General features: G+C 72.4%; 14 protein-coding genes. 8 read left to right on the top strand and 6 right to left on the bottom strand.

The window, feature by feature from the left end; genetic code table 11:
• Positions 1-33: 33 nt before the first annotated feature.
• Both ABZ193_RS26810 and ABZ193_RS26805 read right to left on the bottom strand, forming a co-directional pair.
• On the bottom strand, positions 34-489 hold the full coding sequence (locus ABZ193_RS26810) for a DNA starvation/stationary phase protection protein (protein ID WP_354711918.1): 456 nt from the start codon (positions 487-489) through the stop codon (positions 34-36).
• A 22-nt stretch (positions 490-511) separates the two neighbouring features.
• Entirely contained in the window at positions 512-1474 is a 963-nt protein-coding gene (locus ABZ193_RS26805; protein ID WP_354711917.1) for an alpha/beta hydrolase, read from the bottom strand.
• A 160-nt stretch (positions 1475-1634) separates the two neighbouring features.
• On the opposite strand from ABZ193_RS26805, the gene ABZ193_RS26800 reads away from it, so the two are divergent.
• The 3 genes from ABZ193_RS26800 to ABZ193_RS26790 all read left to right on the top strand — a co-directional run bounded on the left by ABZ193_RS26800 (position 1635) and on the right by ABZ193_RS26790 (position 4193).
• Complete coding sequence (locus ABZ193_RS26800; RefSeq protein ID WP_020423244.1) at positions 1635-2093, top strand: MarR family transcriptional regulator; 459 nt, start codon at positions 1635-1637, stop codon at positions 2091-2093.
• A gap of 89 nt (positions 2094-2182) precedes the next feature.
• The gene (locus ABZ193_RS26795; protein WP_020423245.1) at positions 2183-3835 is read left to right on the top strand and encodes an amidohydrolase; all 1653 of its coding nucleotides are present in this window, start codon (positions 2183-2185) and stop codon (positions 3833-3835) included.
• Positions 3836-4055: 220 nt separating this feature from the next.
• Positions 4056-4193, top strand: a complete 138-nt coding sequence (locus tag ABZ193_RS26790; RefSeq protein WP_237335064.1) for a hypothetical protein — start codon at positions 4056-4058, stop codon at positions 4191-4193.
• Position 4194: 1 nt separating this feature from the next.
• On the opposite strand, the gene ABZ193_RS26785 is transcribed toward ABZ193_RS26790, so the two are convergent.
• The 3 genes from ABZ193_RS26785 to ABZ193_RS26775 form a co-directional block, all read right to left on the bottom strand.
• On the bottom strand, positions 4195-5319 hold the full coding sequence (locus ABZ193_RS26785) for a DUF1015 family protein (RefSeq protein ID WP_354711916.1): 1125 nt from the start codon (positions 5317-5319) through the stop codon (positions 4195-4197).
• A gap of 23 nt (positions 5320-5342) precedes the next feature.
• A complete protein-coding gene (locus tag ABZ193_RS26780; RefSeq protein WP_354711915.1) occupies positions 5343-6161 on the bottom strand; it encodes an alpha/beta hydrolase in 819 nt (272 codons plus the stop codon).
• A gap of 97 nt (positions 6162-6258) precedes the next feature.
• A complete protein-coding gene (locus tag ABZ193_RS26775; protein WP_354711914.1) occupies positions 6259-7299 on the bottom strand; it encodes an AraC family transcriptional regulator in 1041 nt (346 codons plus the stop codon).
• 140 nt (positions 7300-7439) lie between these two features.
• Between ABZ193_RS26775 and ABZ193_RS26770 the strand changes: the two genes are divergently transcribed.
• The 5 genes from ABZ193_RS26770 to ABZ193_RS26750 all read left to right on the top strand — a co-directional run bounded on the left by ABZ193_RS26770 (position 7440) and on the right by ABZ193_RS26750 (position 13304).
• A complete protein-coding gene (locus tag ABZ193_RS26770; RefSeq protein ID WP_354711913.1) occupies positions 7440-8927 on the top strand; it encodes an NAD(P)/FAD-dependent oxidoreductase in 1488 nt (495 codons plus the stop codon).
• Positions 8924-10621: a GMC family oxidoreductase gene (locus tag ABZ193_RS26765; RefSeq protein ID WP_354711912.1), complete on the top strand. Its 1698-nt coding sequence runs from the start codon at positions 8924-8926 to the stop codon at positions 10619-10621. The genes ABZ193_RS26770 and ABZ193_RS26765 overlap by 4 nt, the downstream gene beginning before the upstream one ends.
• A gap of 505 nt (positions 10622-11126) precedes the next feature.
• Positions 11127-11747: an acetoacetate decarboxylase family protein gene (locus ABZ193_RS26760; protein ID WP_354711911.1), complete on the top strand. Its 621-nt coding sequence runs from the start codon at positions 11127-11129 to the stop codon at positions 11745-11747.
• 338 nt (positions 11748-12085) lie between these two features.
• A complete protein-coding gene (locus ABZ193_RS26755) occupies positions 12086-12391 on the top strand; it encodes a hypothetical protein (RefSeq protein ID WP_020419116.1) in 306 nt (101 codons plus the stop codon).
• A 604-nt stretch (positions 12392-12995) separates the two neighbouring features.
• Positions 12996-13304: a hypothetical protein gene (locus tag ABZ193_RS26750; RefSeq protein ID WP_026153109.1), complete on the top strand. Its 309-nt coding sequence runs from the start codon at positions 12996-12998 to the stop codon at positions 13302-13304.
• A 244-nt stretch (positions 13305-13548) separates the two neighbouring features.
• Here the strand turns inward: ABZ193_RS26750 and ABZ193_RS26745 are convergent, their stop codons facing one another.
• Positions 13549-16332, bottom strand: coding sequence for a hypothetical protein (locus tag ABZ193_RS26745; protein WP_354711909.1), 2784 nt, complete (start codon positions 16330-16332; stop codon positions 13549-13551).
• Between the last annotated feature and the right edge of the window lie 117 nt (positions 16333-16449).

Genomic DNA, 16449 nt, shown 5'->3' with positions numbered 1-16449 from the left:
GGCCGGGGCGAACCCGGCCGGCGCCGTCGGTGGTCAGCGTGTTTGGGCCTGGAACATCCAGCGCTGCTTCTCCAGGTCGGCGGTGATGCCGATGAGGAGGTCCTGGCTGACCGGGTCGGGCTCGCCGGTGGCCTCGATCCCGGCGCGCAGGCCGCTGATCGTGGCGGCCAGGATGCCGGTCACGGCCTCGACCACGGTCCGGTCGGCCAGCGGTCCGGCGGGCAGGCCGGGCAGCGTGGACTCGGCGGCGACGGTGCTCGCGCGGCCGTCCGGGGAGACCCCGAGCGCGGCCAGTCGCTCGGCGACGCTGTCGGCGTGCTCGCGGGTGGTGGCGGCCAGCTCGTCCAGGTGCAGGTGGACGGCGCGGAAGTGCGGGCCGGTGACGTTCCAGTGCGCCTGCTTGGCCAGCAGGCCCAGGTCGATCAGATCGGTCAGCGTCCGCTGGAGTGCGGTGGCGACGGTCTTGGTGGCCACCTCGTCGAGGATCACTTCGGTCCCTTCCTTCGGGAATTCAGTCCTGCAGAGCCTTCTTCAGCACCTCGACCGCCTGGTTGATGGCGGCTTCGGCGGCGTTGGTCTCACGCAGCGCGTTGAGCATCACGAAGTCGTGGATGACGCCCTGGAAACGCACGGCGGTGACCGGGACGCCGGCCTGGCGCAGCTTGTTCGCGTAAGCCTCGCCCTCGTCGCGGAGCACGTCGGCCTCGGCGGTGATCACCAGCGCCGGCGGCAGCCCGGCCAGCTCGTCCAGGCTCGCGCGCAGCGGAGAGGCGGTGATCTCGGCGCGCTGCGCCGGGTCGGTGGTGTACTGGTCCCAGAACCACTTCATGCCCTCGAGGGCGAGGAAGTAGCCGGTGGCGAACTGCCGGTAGGAGCCGGTGTCGAAGCTCGCGTCGGTGACCGGGTAGAACAGCACCTGCTGGCGGAAGGTCACGTCGCCGCGCTGCTTGGCGAGGATCGTCACGGCCGCGGTCATGTTCCCGCCCACCGAGTCGCCTGCGATCGCCAGGCGGTTCGCGTCGAGGCCGTGCTTCGCGCCCTCGGCGACGATCCACTTCGCGGTGGCGTAGCTCTGCTCGAGCGCGACCGGGTAGCGCGCCTCGGGGGAGCGGTCGTAGTCCGGGAAGACGACGGCCGCGCCGGTGCCGGCGGCGAGTTCGCGGATCAGCCGGTCGTGGGTGTGCGCGTTGCCGAACACCCAGCCCGCGCCGTGGATGTAGAGGACGACGGGCAGCGTGCCGGTGGCGCCGGCGGGGCGCACGATGCGCACCTTCACCTGGCCGGTCGGCCCGCCCTCGATGGTGAGGTCCTCGATGTCGGCCTCGGGCTTGGCGATCTCCGAGGACTGCACCTCGTCGACGGCCTTGCGGCCCTCCTCCGGCGGGAGCTGGAACAGGTACGGCGGGTTGTCCGTCGCCTCGGCGAAGGCCTGCGCGGCGGGTTCCAGGGCCAGGTTGTGCGGGTTGGCGGTCATCGCTGTCTCCCTGAGGCTTCGGGGACCGGGTCGCTCCCGGTCGGTCTATTGCATCAAACCATCTTGTGCACAACTTAATTGCCTACTATGGGATGTGTCACCCCTGGATGGCGCGCGACCGCCGGATGGGGGATGATCGAGTGCTGACCAAGGAGGAGTCATGGCCGAACCGGCCGCACCGCGGCTCGACGATCAGGTCTGCTTCGCGCTGTACGCCGCGTCCCGCGCGGTCACCTCGCTCTACCGGCCGCTGCTCGACGAGCTCGGCCTGACCTACCCGCAGTACCTGGTGATGCTGGCGCTGTGGGAGCACGGCGAGCTGTCCGTCAAGGACCTCGGGCAGGCGCTGTCGCTGGACTCGGGCACGCTGTCGCCGCTGCTCAAGAGACTGGAGAAGCTGGAGTTCGTCCGCCGGGAACGCCGCGCGGACGACGAGCGCTCGGTGTGCATCCGGCTCACGGACAAAGGCGACGGGCTGCGGTCGAAAGCCGTGCCGCTGCCGGGCGTGATCGGTGACGCGATGGGCCTGCCCGTGGACGAGCTGGAGGAGCTGCGGGCGACGCTGCGCGGGCTCACCGAGTCGGTCAACGCCTACCGCGAGTCCCGGCCGGGCGTATAACGACCTATACCGCGCGGCCTTGGTGCGTGCGGCCGGGCGGCCCGGACCCCTAGTCTGCGGGGAAGGGCCCCCGACCGAGAGGATTCCACGTGCTCGACCTGCTGGTGCGCAACGTCCGTGCGCTGACCGTGTCCGACGAGCGTCCCCGCGCGCACACCGTGGGCGTGCTGCACGGGCGGATCGTCGGCCTCGACGAGGAGGTCGAGGGCCTGGCCGCCCGCACCGTGGTCGACGGCGGCGGCGCGGTCCTCACGCCCGGTTTCGCCGACGCGCACAACCACATGGTCTGGTACGGCCTGTCGCTGGCCGAGATCGACCTGTCCGGCTGCCGCACGCTGGACGAGCTGTACGACACGGTCGCCGCGCGGGCCGCCGAACTGCCGTCGGACGCGTGGGTGATCGGTTCGAAGTACGACGACTTCGTGCTGGGCGGTCACCCCGACCGCGCCGCGCTGGACCGCGCCGGCGGCGGCCGCGCGGTGTGGCTCAAGCACCGGTCGGCGCACATGTGCACGGTGAGCTCGGCGATCCTCGCCCAGGCCGGGGTGCTCGACGGCTCGGCGCGCGTGCCCGAGGGCGGGGTCGTGGCCCGCGACGACGACGGCGCGCCGACCGGGCTGCTCGCCGAGCAGGCCCAGCAGCTGGTGGACGCACTGGTCAAGCCCTACCCGGTGGAGGAGCTGGCCGCGGCGATCGAGCGCGCCGCGAAGGTCTACGTCAGCGAGGGGCTCACCGCGGTGACCGAGGCCGGGATCGGCGGCGGCTGGATCGGGCACAGCCCGGCCGAGGCGACGGCCTACCACCTGGCGCGCGAACGCGGGGCGCTGCCGCTGCGGGTGGAGCTGATGCCGGCCAGCGAGGTGCTGCACCCGCTCGGCGGCAACCCGGCCGACACCGGCACGATCGGCGTCGACCTGGGGCTGCGCAGCGGGTTCGGCGACGAGTTCCTGCGCCTGGGCCCGATGAAGATCTTCACCGACGGCGCGCTGAGCAGCCGGACCGCCGCCCTGACCGAGCCGTTCTGCTCGCACGGCGGGCTCGGCGTGCTGCAGGACGATCCGAAGGTGCTGCGGGACACCATCGTCGCCGCGCACCGCAGCGGGTGGCGGGTGGCCGCGCACGCGATCGGCGACCGCGCCATCGACCTGACGCTGGACGCGTTCGAGGAGGCGCAGCGGGTGCTGCCGCGCCCGGACGTGCGGCACCGCATCGAGCACGCCGCGATGGTGCGGCCGGACCAGCTGCCGCGGCTGGTCGCGCTCGGGGTGGTCCCGGTGCCGCAGGCCCGGTTCCTGTACGAGATCGGCGACACGATGGCCGAGGCGCTGGGCGAGGCGCGGGTGCCGTGGCTGTACCGGCAGAAGTCCTTCGTGGACGCCGGGCTGCGGGTGCCGGGCAGCTCCGACCGGCCGTGCGTCGGCGTCGGCGCGCCGCTGGCCGGCCTGCGGTCGATGATCGAGCGGACGACCAGCGCCGGGGTCGTGCTGAGCCCGGACGAGCGGGTCGGCGCGGAAGAGGCGCTGCGGGCCTACACCGCGCACCCGGCGTGGGCTTCGCACCAGGAACACGAACGCGGCCGGCTCGCCGCGGGGCTGCGTGCGGACATGGTGCTGCTCGATGACGATCCGACCGCGGTGCCGAGCGAGCGGATCAGCGAGATCGGTGTGCTGGCGACGTTTGTCGGTGGCCGCTGCGTGCACGGTGTCGAGGGGCTGCGGGCGGACGGGCCGGTGCCGGTCTGACTCACCCCTTCAGGGCGGCGGGCAGCGGCCGGCTCGCCGCGGGTCTGCGTGCGGACATGGTGCTGCTCGGCGACGACCCGAGCGCGGTGCCGGGTGAGCGGATCGGCGAGATCGGTGTGCTGGCGACGTTTGGGTTGCGGGCGGAGGGGCCGGTGCCGGTCTGAGCCACGCTTCCAGGGCGGCGGGCAGCGGCCGGCTCCCCGCGGGGCTCCGTGCGGACATGGTGTTGCTCGATGACGACCCGACGGCGGTGCCGAGTGGGCGGATCGGCGAGATCGGTGTGCTGGCGACGTTCGTCGGCGGCCGCTGCGTGCACGGGGCGGAGGGGTTGCGGGTGGACGGGCCAGTGCCGGTCTGACTCACCCCTCGAGCGCGGCGAGCAGCAGCCCGCTGCGCGGCTTCGGGGTGAAATACGTGCTCTTGCGCGGCATGCGGCGGCCCTGCGCGTGCGCGGCGAGCACTTCGGACAGCGGGACGGGCGCCAGGCGCAGCACGGCGTCCGTCCCCGGTCCGGGGGAATGCCCCTCGGGCAGCGCGTGCACGTGCGGGCCTTCCGGGTCGAGGCCGAGTGCCCTGTCCAGCAACAGGTTCTCCACCGCAGCGTGGTCCGGTCCACCGCCGGGCAGCGCCACCACCAGCCCGCCGCCGCGGGCGGAAACCGTCACCGTGCCGGGCTCGACACCGGACACTTCGGACACTTCGGGTACCTCGCGCACCGTCAGCCCGGCGGCGCGCCAGGCGGTGGCCAGTTCGCGCGCGCCGAGGCCGGTGCCGCTGATCGTGCGGTGGATCGCGCCGATGCGCAGGTCCGGTCCCGCGGTCACCAGTGCCAGAAGTGGCGTGCCCGCCTCGGCCGCCGCGGCGACGCGGTGGTTGCCGTCGGCCACCAGCAGGGGAGCGGAGCGCACCGCGGCGAGCAACCGGTCCTGCTCGTCCCCGGGGCCGGTGAGCCACAACCGGTGCGAGCGGCCCGCGCCGTCGGTCAGGTCCACCACGGGCTCACCGTGCATCGCTGCCAGCACGGCGGGCGTGAGCTCGTCGCCGGTGACCGGCACCAGCATCGCGGCGCTCGTCGCGCAGCCGAGAGCCCGCAGCGCCGCGGCACGTTCGGCGACGACACCGGCGTAGACCTCTTCGCTGTGCCGGATCCGCGCGCCGACCGCCGACGGGTCGACCAGGCACAACACCCCCGCGGCGATCCCGTCGTGCCCGGCGATCCGGTACGGCGCCACCACCTCGCGCACGCGCCGGTAGTCCCGTTCCCGCAAGCGGTCCAGCATCGCGCGCGCCGCGGGCAGCGCTTCCCGCAGCGACGCCGCGCCGGGCCGCCGGTGCGGGTGCTGCACCGCCAGCAGCGAATCCCCCGGCTCCGCGGCCAGCGCCGCGGTGATCTCGTCGGTGTCGGCGAACTCGTCCACGTCCGGACCGGTCACCGGACCGTCGGGCACCCAGCCGGTGCCGATCGCGCGCGCCCATTCCGCCATACCCCGATCCTGCCGGACCGGGCTCAGCTCGCCTGCGACAGCTCCCCGGTCGGCTCGCCGGACTGCGCGCGGGCCTCGTCCCGCGCCCAGCGGGCCAGACGCGGCGCGGCGGCCACGTAGAAGTCCGGGTCCAGCCCCATGCCGGTGTGCGTGCTGCGGACCTCGACGCACTCGGCGTACGGATCCAGGCACAGCTGCCACGGCGCGATCGCGTCCTCGCGCGAGTACACCGCCAGCGCGGGCACCTCCGGCGGCAGCGGCGCGGCCAGCGCCTTGATGTTCTCGTCGTAGCACGGCCCGGTGAAGCAGTCCAGATCCATCAGCCCCGGAATGCCCAAAGTGGACAGACGGGCGAGGACGCGGGCCACCCGCACCACTTTCGGGTGCGCGCCCAGCGGGTCCAGCACCGGGCTGCCGAGCATCACCAGCCCGCGCACCAGATCCGGCCGGCGGATCGCGGCCAGCCGCGCCAGCCACCCGCCGCGGCTCTGCCCGATGATCACCACGCGGCCGCCGGTCTCCTCGGCGTGCTGCTCCAGCCGGGCCTCGATGCGGTCGACCAGTTCGGTGGTGCACCCGACGTTGAAACCGATCCGCGACCCGGCAGGCCGGTATCCACGTGCCTTCAGCCACGCGCTCGCCAGTGTCAAGCTGCGGTCGCCGAACCCGAAACCGGGCACCAGCAGCACACCCAGCCCGGCGCCCTCCTCCGGGTCCTCGGGCCGCCAGATCGGATGACGCATCAGTCGCGGGATGTCCAGCAGTGCCAGCAACAGGTGCTCGCGCGCGGCCGTGCGGATCGTTTCGCCCGCTTCGCGCGCGGGCTGGAGCAGCGTCAACATGTGCGGCCTCCTCGCAGCTGAAGAGACCATTGATCTACCCAGGATCCGCGTGGTTGACACCTGGAGCCTTATCCCACCGTCGAAAGGGGACGCGAAGTCAGTCCCGTCTCCCGGACCGCAGGTACCGCGCCGGGGTCGTGCCGGTCCACCGGCGGAACGCGTAGATGAAACTCGACGCCTCCGCGTATCCCAGCCGCAGCGCCACATCCTCCACCGACAGCGCGCCGGTCGCGAGCATCTCCTCGGCGAGCGCCTGCCGGACTTCGTCGAGCAGGCCGCGGAAACTGGTGCCGGCGTCCTCCAGCCGCCGCCGCAGAGTGCGGGTGCTGACGTTCAGCTCCCGCGCCACGTCCTCCATCGCGAGCGTGCCGCCGACGCGGATCAGCTTGTCCCGCACCTGGTGCGCGATGCCGGAGCGGGCACGGCGGCGGCTGACCAGCTCGCGGCACTGCGCCTCGCACAACGCGACCGTGTGCTCACTGGCCTGCGGCAGCGGCTGGCCCAATGCGGCCGCGTCGATCGCCACGTGGTGGGCGGGCGCGCCGAACGCCGGACGGCACCCGAAGACCTCCTCGTAGCGGACCGGATCGGGTGGCTCGGGGAACCGGAACTCCAGGCGCCGCACGTTCAGGCCGCCGGGCAGGAGGTCCTGCATCACCGTGTGGATCGCGCTGATGTCGCGCTCCAGCAGGAACCGGCGCACGTCGTGCGGCAGCCCGTCGTCCCGCAGCTCGAAGCGCAGCTCCTCGGCGGCCAGCTCGACCACCGGCAGGCAGAAGATGAAGCTGAGGTCGAGGTAGCGCAGGGCGAAGGTGATCGCGTCGCGCAGCGTCGGGCTGCTGATGCAGGCGAACCCGAACACGCCGAACGTGGTGACCCGGTAGCGCACGCCGGCGTCCACGCCGAGCCCCGGCGGGTCGCCCAGCTCCCGCACGAGGTTGCGCGCGACGGTCAGTTCCTGGTGCGCGTCGACCTGCGCCGCCGGGTCCTCCAAGCGCGACGGGGGCAGCCCGGTGCCGCGCAGCAGGGCGTCCCGCGGCACGCCGCGCTCGGCCCCGAAGCGCACCAGGAGGGCGACGCTCGCGACGCCGCGGGGGAAGTCCCAGTCCCGGACGGCGACCGGCAGCTGCTGACTCATGGCCGGAAGTATGGATTCCGCCGGTCACCGGCTCGCGGCCGGGGTGGCCGAAAATCTCGGTTTCCTGGCCGCTGGTCTCTGTGGCGGAGTGACCCGCAGCACTTACTGTGGAGTAGCCCCACTCACCGCCGAGGAGCAGCATGGCACGCACCACCGCCCACCGACCGCCCTCCGTCGTCATCATCGGCGCCGGGTTCGGCGGCCTGGCCGTCGCGACCGAACTGGTCCGCGCCGGGTTCCGCGACTTCACCATCCTGGAGAGAGCGGACGAGATCGGCGGGGTGTGGCGGGAGAACACCTACCCCGGCGCCGGGTGCGACATCCCGTCGCCGCTCTACTCGTTCTCCCACCGGCCCAACCCGGACTGGCCGATGCGGTTCTCCCTGCAGGCCGACATCAAGGCCTACCTCGAAGACGTCGCCCGCGAGTACGGCGTGACCGGCCGGATCCGGTTCGGCACCGGCGTCGCTGCGGCGGAGTTCGACGAGGCCACCGGCCGCTGGCGCGTCCGCACCGAAGCCGGCGAGATCATCGAGGCCGACGTCCTGGTGCCCGCCGTGGGCCAGCTGTCCCGCCCGGCGGTGCCCGACCTGCCGGGCCGGGAGTCGTTCCGCGGGCGGGCTTTCCACTCCGCGGCCTGGGACCACGACGCCGACCTCACGGGCAAGCGGGTCGCGGTGATCGGCACCGGCGCCAGCGCGATCCAGTTCGTGCCGAAACTCCAGCAGATCGCCGGCCACGTGACCGTGTTCCAGCGGTCGGCGCCGTGGATCGTGCCCAAGAACGACATCGCCTACCGGCCCTGGCACCGCGCGTTGTTCCGCCGCCTGCCGGTCACCCAGAAGATCGAGCGGTTCCGGATCTGGCTGATCTGCGAGTTCCTCTCGCTCGGGCTGGTCGACCTGCCGCTCGTGCGCCGCTACCTGGAACGGCTGGCGAGCAGGCACCTGACCAGCCAGGTGCCGGACCCGGAGCTGCGCGCCAAACTCACCCCGGACTACGAGCCCGGGTGCAAGCGGGCGCTGTTCTCCAACGACTACTACCCGGCACTGACGCGGCCCAACGTCACCGTCGAGACCGAGAAGATCGTGGAGATCGTGCCGGAGGGCGTGCGCACGGCCGACGGCGTGGTGCACGAGGCGGACGTGCTGGTGTACGGCACCGGGTTCCGCGCCACCGACTTCCTGGTCCCGATGACCGTGCGCGGCCGCGGCGGGGCGGAGCTGGCCGACACCTGGCGTGACGGCGCGTGGGCCTACCTCGGCATCACGGTGCCGCAGTTCCCGAACCTGTTCCTGGTCTACGGGCCCAACACGAACCTGGGCGGCAACTCGATCGTCTACATGCTCGAGTCGCAGGCCCGTTACATCGTGCAGGCGGTGCGCGCGCTGGCGAGCAGGCCGGGCGTGGCGCTGGACGTCAAGCCCGAGGTCGCCGCGCGCTTCGACACCGTCCTGCAGCGCAAGCTCGGCCGCTCGGTGTGGACCCGCTGTTCCAGCTGGTATCGCAACGAGGCGGGCCGGATCGTCAACAACTGGCCCGGCACGGTCACGCAGTACCGGCTGAAGACCCGGGCCCTGGATCTGAACGACTACCGCGCGATCGTGGCGGGAGGGGACGGCGCATGACCGGCGAGCTGGACTACGACGTCGTGGTGATCGGCTCGGGTTTCGGGGGCAGCGTGAGCGCGCTGCGCCTGACGGAGAAGGGCTACCGGGTCGGGGTGCTGGAGGCGGGCCGCCGGTTCGCCGACGACGAGTTCGCCAAGACCTCGTGGCGGCTGCGGAAGTACCTGTGGGCGCCGCTGCTGGGCTGTTTCGGCATCCAGCGGCTGACGTTGCTGCGCGACACCTTCATCCTGAGCGGCACCGGCGTCGGCGGCGGGTCGCTGGTCTACGCCAACACGCTGTACGAGCCACCGGCCCGGTTCTACGCCGACCGGCAGTGGGCGCACATCACCGACTGGCGCGACGAGCTGGCCCCGTACTACGACCAGGCGAAGCGGATGCTGGGCGTCACCCCGTACCCGGGCACCACGCGGGCGGACCGGGTGTTGCGCGAGGTGGCCGAGGACATGGGCATCGCTCACACGTTCCGGCCGACGCCGGTCGGGGTGCTGTTCGCGACCGGTGACCAGAAGCCCGGCCAGGAGGTGCCGGACCCGTTCTTCGGCGGCGCCGGCCCGGCCCGCCGCACCTGCCTGAACTGCGGCTCGTGCATGACCGGGTGCCGCCACGGCGCGAAGAACACGCTGGTGAAGAACTACCTGCACCTCGCCGAGCGGGCGGGTGCGGTGGTGCACCCGCTGACGACGGTGGTGGACGTCCGGCCGCGCCCCGGGGGCGGGTACGAGGTGACCACCGTCCGCACCGGGTCGCGCAGGCACCGCCGGACGTTCACCTGCGAGCAGGTCGTGTTCGCCGCGTCCGCGCTGGGCACGCAGCGGCTGCTGCACCGGCTGCGTGACCGCGGCTCGCTGCCGAAGATCTCGAAGCGGCTCGGGTACCTGTCGCGCACCAACTCGGAGGCGATCCTGGCGGTGCGCTCGCGCGACAAGAACGCCGACTACACCGACGGGGTGGCGATCACGTCGTCGATGCACCCGGACGAGGTCACGCACGTCGAGCCGGTGCGGTACGGCAAGGGCAGCAACCTGATGAGCCTGCTCGCCACCGTGCTGGTGGACGGCAAGGACGGGCACCGGCGGTGGGTGCTGGGCCTGCGGGAGCTGGCGCGGCACTGGCGGGAGCTGCCGCGCATCCAGAACCCGCGGAAGTGGTCGGAGCAGATGGTGGGGCTGCTGGTGATGCAGAGCCTGGACAACTCGGTGACCACCTACACGCGGCGGGGCCTGTTCGGCCGCCGGATGACGACGCGCCAGGGCGACGGCGCGCCGAACCCGACGTGGATCCCGCACGGCCACGAGGTCGCGCGGCGGGTGGCGGAGAAGATCGACGGCGTGCCGCAGGGCGCCTGGACCGACATGGCGAACATCCCGCTGACCGGGCACTTCATCGGCGGCTGCGCGATCGGCGACTCCCCGGAGACCGGCGTGGTCGATCCCTACCAGCGGCTGTACAACTATCCGGGCCTGCACGTCGTGGACGGCTCGGCGATCTCGGCGAACCTGGGGGTGAACCCGTCCCTGACGATCACCGCCCAGGCCGAACGGGCGCTCGCGCTGTGGCCGAACAAGGGCGAGGCCGACCAGCGGCCGCCGCTGGGCGCGCCCTACGCCCGGCTGGCCCCGGTGGCGCCGAAGAACCCGGTGGTGCCCGAGGCCGCACCGGGCGCGCTGCGGCTGCCGGTGACGCCGGTCTGAGGCCGGTGCGTTGTTTGGTGGTGGGGCCGGTGGCGGCGATTCCGCCGCCACCACCGAACGCTTGCCCCGATGCGTTCTGGGCTGCCTCGTGGCGTCCACCGTGCCGCGGGGGCCACGGTCCCGTTGCTCCGGGCGGGGTCGGCTGGCATTTTCCGCGGGACTGCGTCTGGCCTGCTGCTGTCGCCCAGGCCTGCAGCCAGGCGACGATGGCCACCGCGCTGCGGGCGAGGCTGCCCGCCGCTGCGGGCGGGTTATCCGGTTTTGCCCGCGGAGCCGCGCAGGCCACCGCCGTCCCGCCACTCCGGGCGGGGTCGGCTGGCTTTGCCAGCCGTGCCGTGGGCGCGGAGGCATTGCCCACTGGGGGCCACGGCCGCCAGCCGATTCGGGCGGGGCTTCTGCCCGGCCTTCTCCACTGTCCCGCCGACTCCCGGCCCTCCGGGCCTGACCGCCACAGAACGCCCGCCCCGCCGCGATTGTCCTGTCCCTTCGAGCTGAGGTTGCCTTGATGTCCGATCCGATCGAGTACCCGCCCGAGCCGTGGCACCTGCGTGGCCACCTGCACGTCTCCGCTTGGTTCGTGCCCGTGGGGGAGCTGCCCGAACTGCCGCCGGGCGTGCGGCCGCTCACGGTGGCCGGGCGGGCGGTCGTGCTCGCCGCGTGGGTCGACTACCAGCCGCCCGGGGTGTTGTCCTACCGGGAGCTCATGGTGACCGTCGTCGTCCGCGGCGGGATTGCCGTGACCATCCCGCACATCTGGGTCGACAGCCCAGCCTCGCTGGCAGGCGGGCGCGCCCTGTGGCACATCCCGAAGGAGCTGGCGGACTTCATCCTCACCGACGAACCCGGCTTCGCCGCGGAGGCCCGCGTGGACGGGGACCTCTTGGCAGGAGCGGAATTCCGGCGCCGTCGTGCGCTGCCGGTGCGGTTGCCGCTGGCCTTCTCCGTCCTGCAGCGCGGCCCCAAGCGCAGCGGCGTGCGGGTGACCGCCCGGCTCGGGGTGGCCCGATCGGTGTGGCGGGTCGGCGCCGACGGCCCGCTGGCGTTCCTGGCCGGGCGCCGGCCGCTGCTCAGCCTGGTCGCCCGCGACTTCCGGATGCGGTTCGGCGGCGGCCGCCGCGCCGAATGACACGCTTGTAAGTCACCCGCGTGGTCTAATCTGCGCGGCGAATCCGGCCACGCGCGGTATCCGCTACTCCACCGGATCAGGGGGTTTAATCGCGGCATTATCGGATCGCGCCGGACCCGATGACCCAGCGTGAAAACCGGCGCTCGCGTTGTCGCAGCGCACGACGGTGCGGCCGTTCCAGCGGGCGCCGGCGGCGTTTGAAACGTCGTTCGTCCGGGTGAGCCACGGCCGCTTTCGCGATCACCGAACTTCCCGATCACCGGCTGCTAGCGTCTGCCGTGCTCGCGACGGGGTCACCCGGAGCGGGCGGAACTGTAGCCGAGCGATCGGATGAGAGAGTGCTGAAGAAGTCTGCGATTGTCGCCGCTGCCGCGGCCGGCTTGATGATGATCGGTTCCCCGGCGTTTGCCACGCAGGGCGCGTGGGACGAGGGTGGCGACACCGGCCAGCTGGGCCTGCTCAACGTCGACGACGTCGCCAACGACAACAACGTCGGTGTCTGCGACAACAACGTCAACGTCCTGGGCGTCCAGGTGGCGGACGCGCTGGAGGGTGTCGGCGCGACCGTGCCGATCCTGTCGGGCGCTTCGGACGCCGAGTCCGGCGACGCGCCGGACACCTGCGTCGCCGAGGCCGACAACTGAGGTCTGCGCGACGACCCTGAACCGGCTCCGCCGGCCGGGGTGCTGTGCACGGGTGCGGACGGGAATCACTGGTACTGATTCCCGTCCGCGCCTTTTCTTCGGGTTAGTGGGAAACGCGAGCACCCGCATTCGGATTCGGATGCGGGTGTTTTTTCGTGCGCGCGAACGGGGTCGTGGAGCGGGGTCCGTGCGGCCGATCCGGTGCCTCGCGCGCGCTGCCGAGCCACGTGGGAGAGCAGGCCGGGGGCGAATTACATGCCTGTAAGTCACACGGCCGGGCTAATTGCCCGATCTTGTCTACTCACCCAGCGTGGTCGAGCTTCTACCTGATCGAGGGGTTTAGACGCTGTCCAACCGGCGCGCTGCACGGTCGATCACGCGGTGTGAAAACCAGTGTGAGCGAAACGGGCGGATAATCGCAGCGCATCGCGTATGGGCGTGCGGAAGACTGGTTCACGGGTAGCGAAACGTCGTTCGTCCGGGTGATGGCGACAAGCCCGCGCATTTGCTTTCGGCGCACCTTGCCTGCTGATAATGTCTGCCGTGCTCGCGACGGAAGTCTCGTCGCGGCGGAACTGTAGTCGAGTTGATGGGGAATAAAAAGGTGCTCAAGAAGTCCGCAATTGTTGCCGCTGCTGCGGCCGGTTTCATGATGATCGGTTCCCCGGCCTTCGCCACGCAGGGCGGGGGATGGGACGACGGCGGCGACACCGGTCAGCTGGGTCTGATCAACGTCGACGACGTTCTCAACGACAACAACGTCGGTGTCTGCGACAACAACGTCAACGTGCTCGGCGTCCAGGTGGCCGACGCCCTGAACGGCGTGGGCGTGACCGTGCCGATCCTGACCGGCGCCTCCGAGGCCGACTCGGGCTCCGCCCCGGACACCTGCATCGCCGAGGCCGACAACTGAGACCGGACCCCACGGGGTCCTGGGTCGACCGACCCTGATCCGGCCGAGAGTCCCGGTGCGGTCTGACTGCACTCCGGATCCCCGGGACGGTTTTCTGGGTGAGAGCCGGCCGGGTCACGGAAAAAACGGGTGCGGACGGGAATTACTGGTACTAATTCCCGTCCGCACCCGGTGTTCTTCGGGTAGAACAACGACGAGCACCCGTATTCGACGCGAATGCGGGTGTTTCGTCGTGTCCGCGATCTTAGCTTCCGGCCGGTTGTGGCGCGACTCCGTCGGGCGCGCTGGTGCCCTCCGTCACCTCCGGCAGGCCGGCCGCTTCGGCCAGTTCCCTGGCCACCACGTACTCGCCCAGCTGCCTGCCGAGCTCGGCGTAGGCGCCGAACTTGCCGTCGTCGAAGAACTGGTCGCTCGTGCCGTCCCGCGGGAACTCCGGGTGGTGCGCGGCGTAGGACAGCAGCTCGTAGGGCAGGTCCCGCCACAGCAGCGCCTTCGCCACGATCAGCCGTCCCACCCCGGCCTGTCCGCTCTCCGGCGGGTAGTGGATCGTCCCGGTGATCACCGGGCTCTCCGACAGCCTGCTGTTCAGGTTGCTGAGCGGGTGCTCCGGCGAGAGCGGCTCCCCGCCGCCGGGTTCGGACCGCCACGGGTCGTCCAGCGTGACCCGCACGCCCAGCTCCTGCGCGGCCAGCGCGAGCGCCGAGGCCAGCCCGCCCGCTGTCGGCGGCGCGTCCGCGCCCGCGTCGATGCAGTAGATCGTCGTGCAGCGGCGGCGGAACAGCTCGACCAGGCCGAGGTTGTCGTAGTGCCCGCCGTCGGTGACGTGCAGCAGCCGGTCGGCGTGCGAGTGGATGCCGAGCACTTCGCGCAGCAGGTAGGGCAGTCGTCGTGCGTGCGGCAGCGCGGGGTAGGCCCAGGCGGCGCGGTCGGTGCGCGGCGGGCAGCGCAGCAGCACGTCCGGGTTGGGCAGCCACGTGCCCAGCCGGGCCCCGGACAGGGCGAGCAGGATCTGGTACCAGCGCGAGGCGCGGCCCATCGACGACGCGAACGCCGCCCCGCTGATCGCGACCGCGCCCTGGACGGTCAGGTCTCGACGGAACCGGCCCGGCACCGACTCCTGCAGCCGCGCGGTCTCGATCCAGCCGACGTCCGGGCCGCCGACCCAGCGGCTGTTCATCGTGAAGGAGACGGCGCCGAGGCCGGGGGAGGTGCGGCCTTCGCCGGTGAGGTTCGCCGCCGCCGCGAACACGACGCGCGGGAAGTTCTCGGCGTGCCCGTAGGTCGCGAGCGAGCTGCGTTCGGTGCTCGGGTAGGGCGCGGCGACGACCTGCCCGTCGTCACGGCGGACCCGGCGCACGGCGAACGTGCACGCCAGCCGTTCCCGGTAGAAGGGGTGCAGGCTGAGCGAGGTCTCGTCGATCAGCCCGCCGACGACGATCAGCACGACCACCAGACCGAGCGCGGCCCACAGCAGGTCCGGCTCGCCCAGCGGCGTGATCACCGAGGCGAACAGCAGCAGCCAGGCCAGGGCGAGGACCGTGGTCGTGATGATCACCAGGAGGCGCTGGGTGAGGCTGGTCGGCAGCGCCGCGGTGAGCGCGTCGAGCGAGTCGCGCGCCTTGGTGACGACCTTGCGGTTGCGCCAGCCCATCGTCGCCAGTGCGGACACGTAGGTCAGCAGCAGCGCGACGAACGGGCTGCCGAGCGTGATCGAGGGCGGGGTCAGGGTGAGCAGCCGGTCGGCCAGCCAGGCGATGGCGGGCAGGCCGAGCGTGAGCAGCGCGATCAGGCCGGCGAGCAGCGCGAGCCTGGTGGACAGGCGCCGGGCGATCTGGCGCAGCAGCGGCTTCGCCGGCGGGAGCCAGCGGGCCACCAGGGAGACCGCGGCGGCGAACACCAGCGTCAGGCCCAGTGACAGCAGCGCGCCCAGCCGGGGCGCGGGGTAACCGCCGTCGCCGGGGAACACGGTGAGCGGGACCTGCTGGTAGAGCCAGCCGGCGGCCACGCCGAGCACGACCGCGGGGGCGAACACCAGGAACAGCGACAGCACCAGGCCGCGGGCGATCACACCGAGGGCGGTGAGCAGCTCGGCCCGCGTGCCTGCGAGGTAGCTGACGTGACGCCGGACGTGGTCTTCCTCGACGCTGCCGGGGCCGAACGCGGTTTCCGGTGTCGCGACCGGACGGCCGCGGGGCGGCTCCTTCGGATCGGTCGCCGTGGTGAGGGCCTGCACCAGCGCGCCCGCGGTGTAGCCGCCGCCGGAGACGGACACCAGGTACTGGGCGCCGAGGAGCCGTTGCCGCAGCGGCTGGAGCGCGCCGAGCGCGACGCTGGCCGAGCGGATCCCGCCGCCGGACAACGCGAACCCGGTGCCGCCGGTCGGTTCGCCCGGGGGCAGGCGGTACCCGTTGCGCCACCGGGTGGCTGCCGTGGTTTCGCCTTCGTCGCAGGCGCCGTCGGGGTCCTCTGGTTTGAGCGCGGCGGAGCACACGCCGTCGGGCGGGTCGTGCTTCACCGGCCGCGCCGAGCGGAGCAGGGTGAGCACGATGCCGTAAAGCGCGAGCAGGAGCGCCGGGAGCAGCCCGGCGAACTTGGTGACCGCGGCCGCACTGGCCAGCTCGAGCGGGACGGGGGCCGGATCGCGGGTGGCGACCAGCAGGAACACGTTCTCCAGGACGTCCGAGACGACCGCGACCAGCCCGGCGATGCGGCCGAAGCGGGCGACCTCGTACATCGCGGTGCCCGGCCGGCAGACCCACAGCGCGGCGGTGGTGCCCAGCAGCACGGCGAGCCCGTAGCCGGCGATCAGCGCGAAGTCCCACCACAGGGTGGCGGCGGTGCCGGGCGGGAACGGCAGCGGCTGGCCGCGCCCGCCGAGCTGACGCCCGGCGATCCCGGTGTCCTCGGCGAAAGCCAGGTACAACCCGGTGCCGAGCGCGGCGAACAGGAGAGCGGCGACGGCGGTCGAGGCCGCCCTGCCCCGCCCCGGGACCTCGCCCGCCCTGGGCAGCAGCTCACGCCAGCGCATCCTCGCCTCCCCAGCGGATCCGCACAGTACTGCGTGGAGTGTGGTGGCGGTGGCTCCCGGTGTAAAGGCGGGGCCGGATGAACAGCCCGTAACCGTTATGCGTGCGCCGGTTCGGCC

The sequence above is a fragment of the Amycolatopsis sp. NPDC006125 genome (genome assembly GCF_040614195.1).
Lineage (GTDB): Bacteria > Actinomycetota > Actinomycetes > Mycobacteriales > Pseudonocardiaceae > Amycolatopsis_E > Amycolatopsis_E tucumanensis.
The sequence above is the reverse complement of the archived record's forward strand: the minus strand, read 5'-3'. Positions and strand labels throughout refer to the sequence as shown.

Excerpts from the sequence above, each read along its gene's own strand:
- ABZ193_RS26745 (WP_354711909.1), bottom strand. The coding sequence starts at position 16,332 with ATGCGCTGGCGTGAGCTGCTGCCCAGGGCGGGCGAGGTCCCGGGGCGG.
- ABZ193_RS26765 (WP_354711912.1), top strand. The coding sequence starts at position 8,924 with ATGACCGGCGAGCTGGACTACGACGTCGTGGTGATCGGCTCGGGTTTC.
- ABZ193_RS26800 (WP_020423244.1), top strand. The coding sequence starts at position 1,635 with ATGGCCGAACCGGCCGCACCGCGGCTCGACGATCAGGTCTGCTTCGCG.
- ABZ193_RS26760 (WP_354711911.1), top strand. The coding sequence starts at position 11,127 with ATGTCCGATCCGATCGAGTACCCGCCCGAGCCGTGGCACCTGCGTGGC.
- ABZ193_RS26790 (WP_237335064.1), top strand. The coding sequence starts at position 4,056 with ATGGTGTTGCTCGATGACGACCCGACGGCGGTGCCGAGTGGGCGGATC.
- ABZ193_RS26775 (WP_354711914.1), bottom strand. The coding sequence starts at position 7,299 with ATGAGTCAGCAGCTGCCGGTCGCCGTCCGGGACTGGGACTTCCCCCGC.
- ABZ193_RS26785 (WP_354711916.1), bottom strand. The coding sequence starts at position 5,319 with ATGGCGGAATGGGCGCGCGCGATCGGCACCGGCTGGGTGCCCGACGGT.
- ABZ193_RS26780 (WP_354711915.1), bottom strand. The coding sequence starts at position 6,161 with ATGTTGACGCTGCTCCAGCCCGCGCGCGAAGCGGGCGAAACGATCCGC.
- ABZ193_RS26770 (WP_354711913.1), top strand. The coding sequence starts at position 7,440 with ATGGCACGCACCACCGCCCACCGACCGCCCTCCGTCGTCATCATCGGC.
- ABZ193_RS26805 (WP_354711917.1), bottom strand. The coding sequence starts at position 1,474 with ATGACCGCCAACCCGCACAACCTGGCCCTGGAACCCGCCGCGCAGGCC.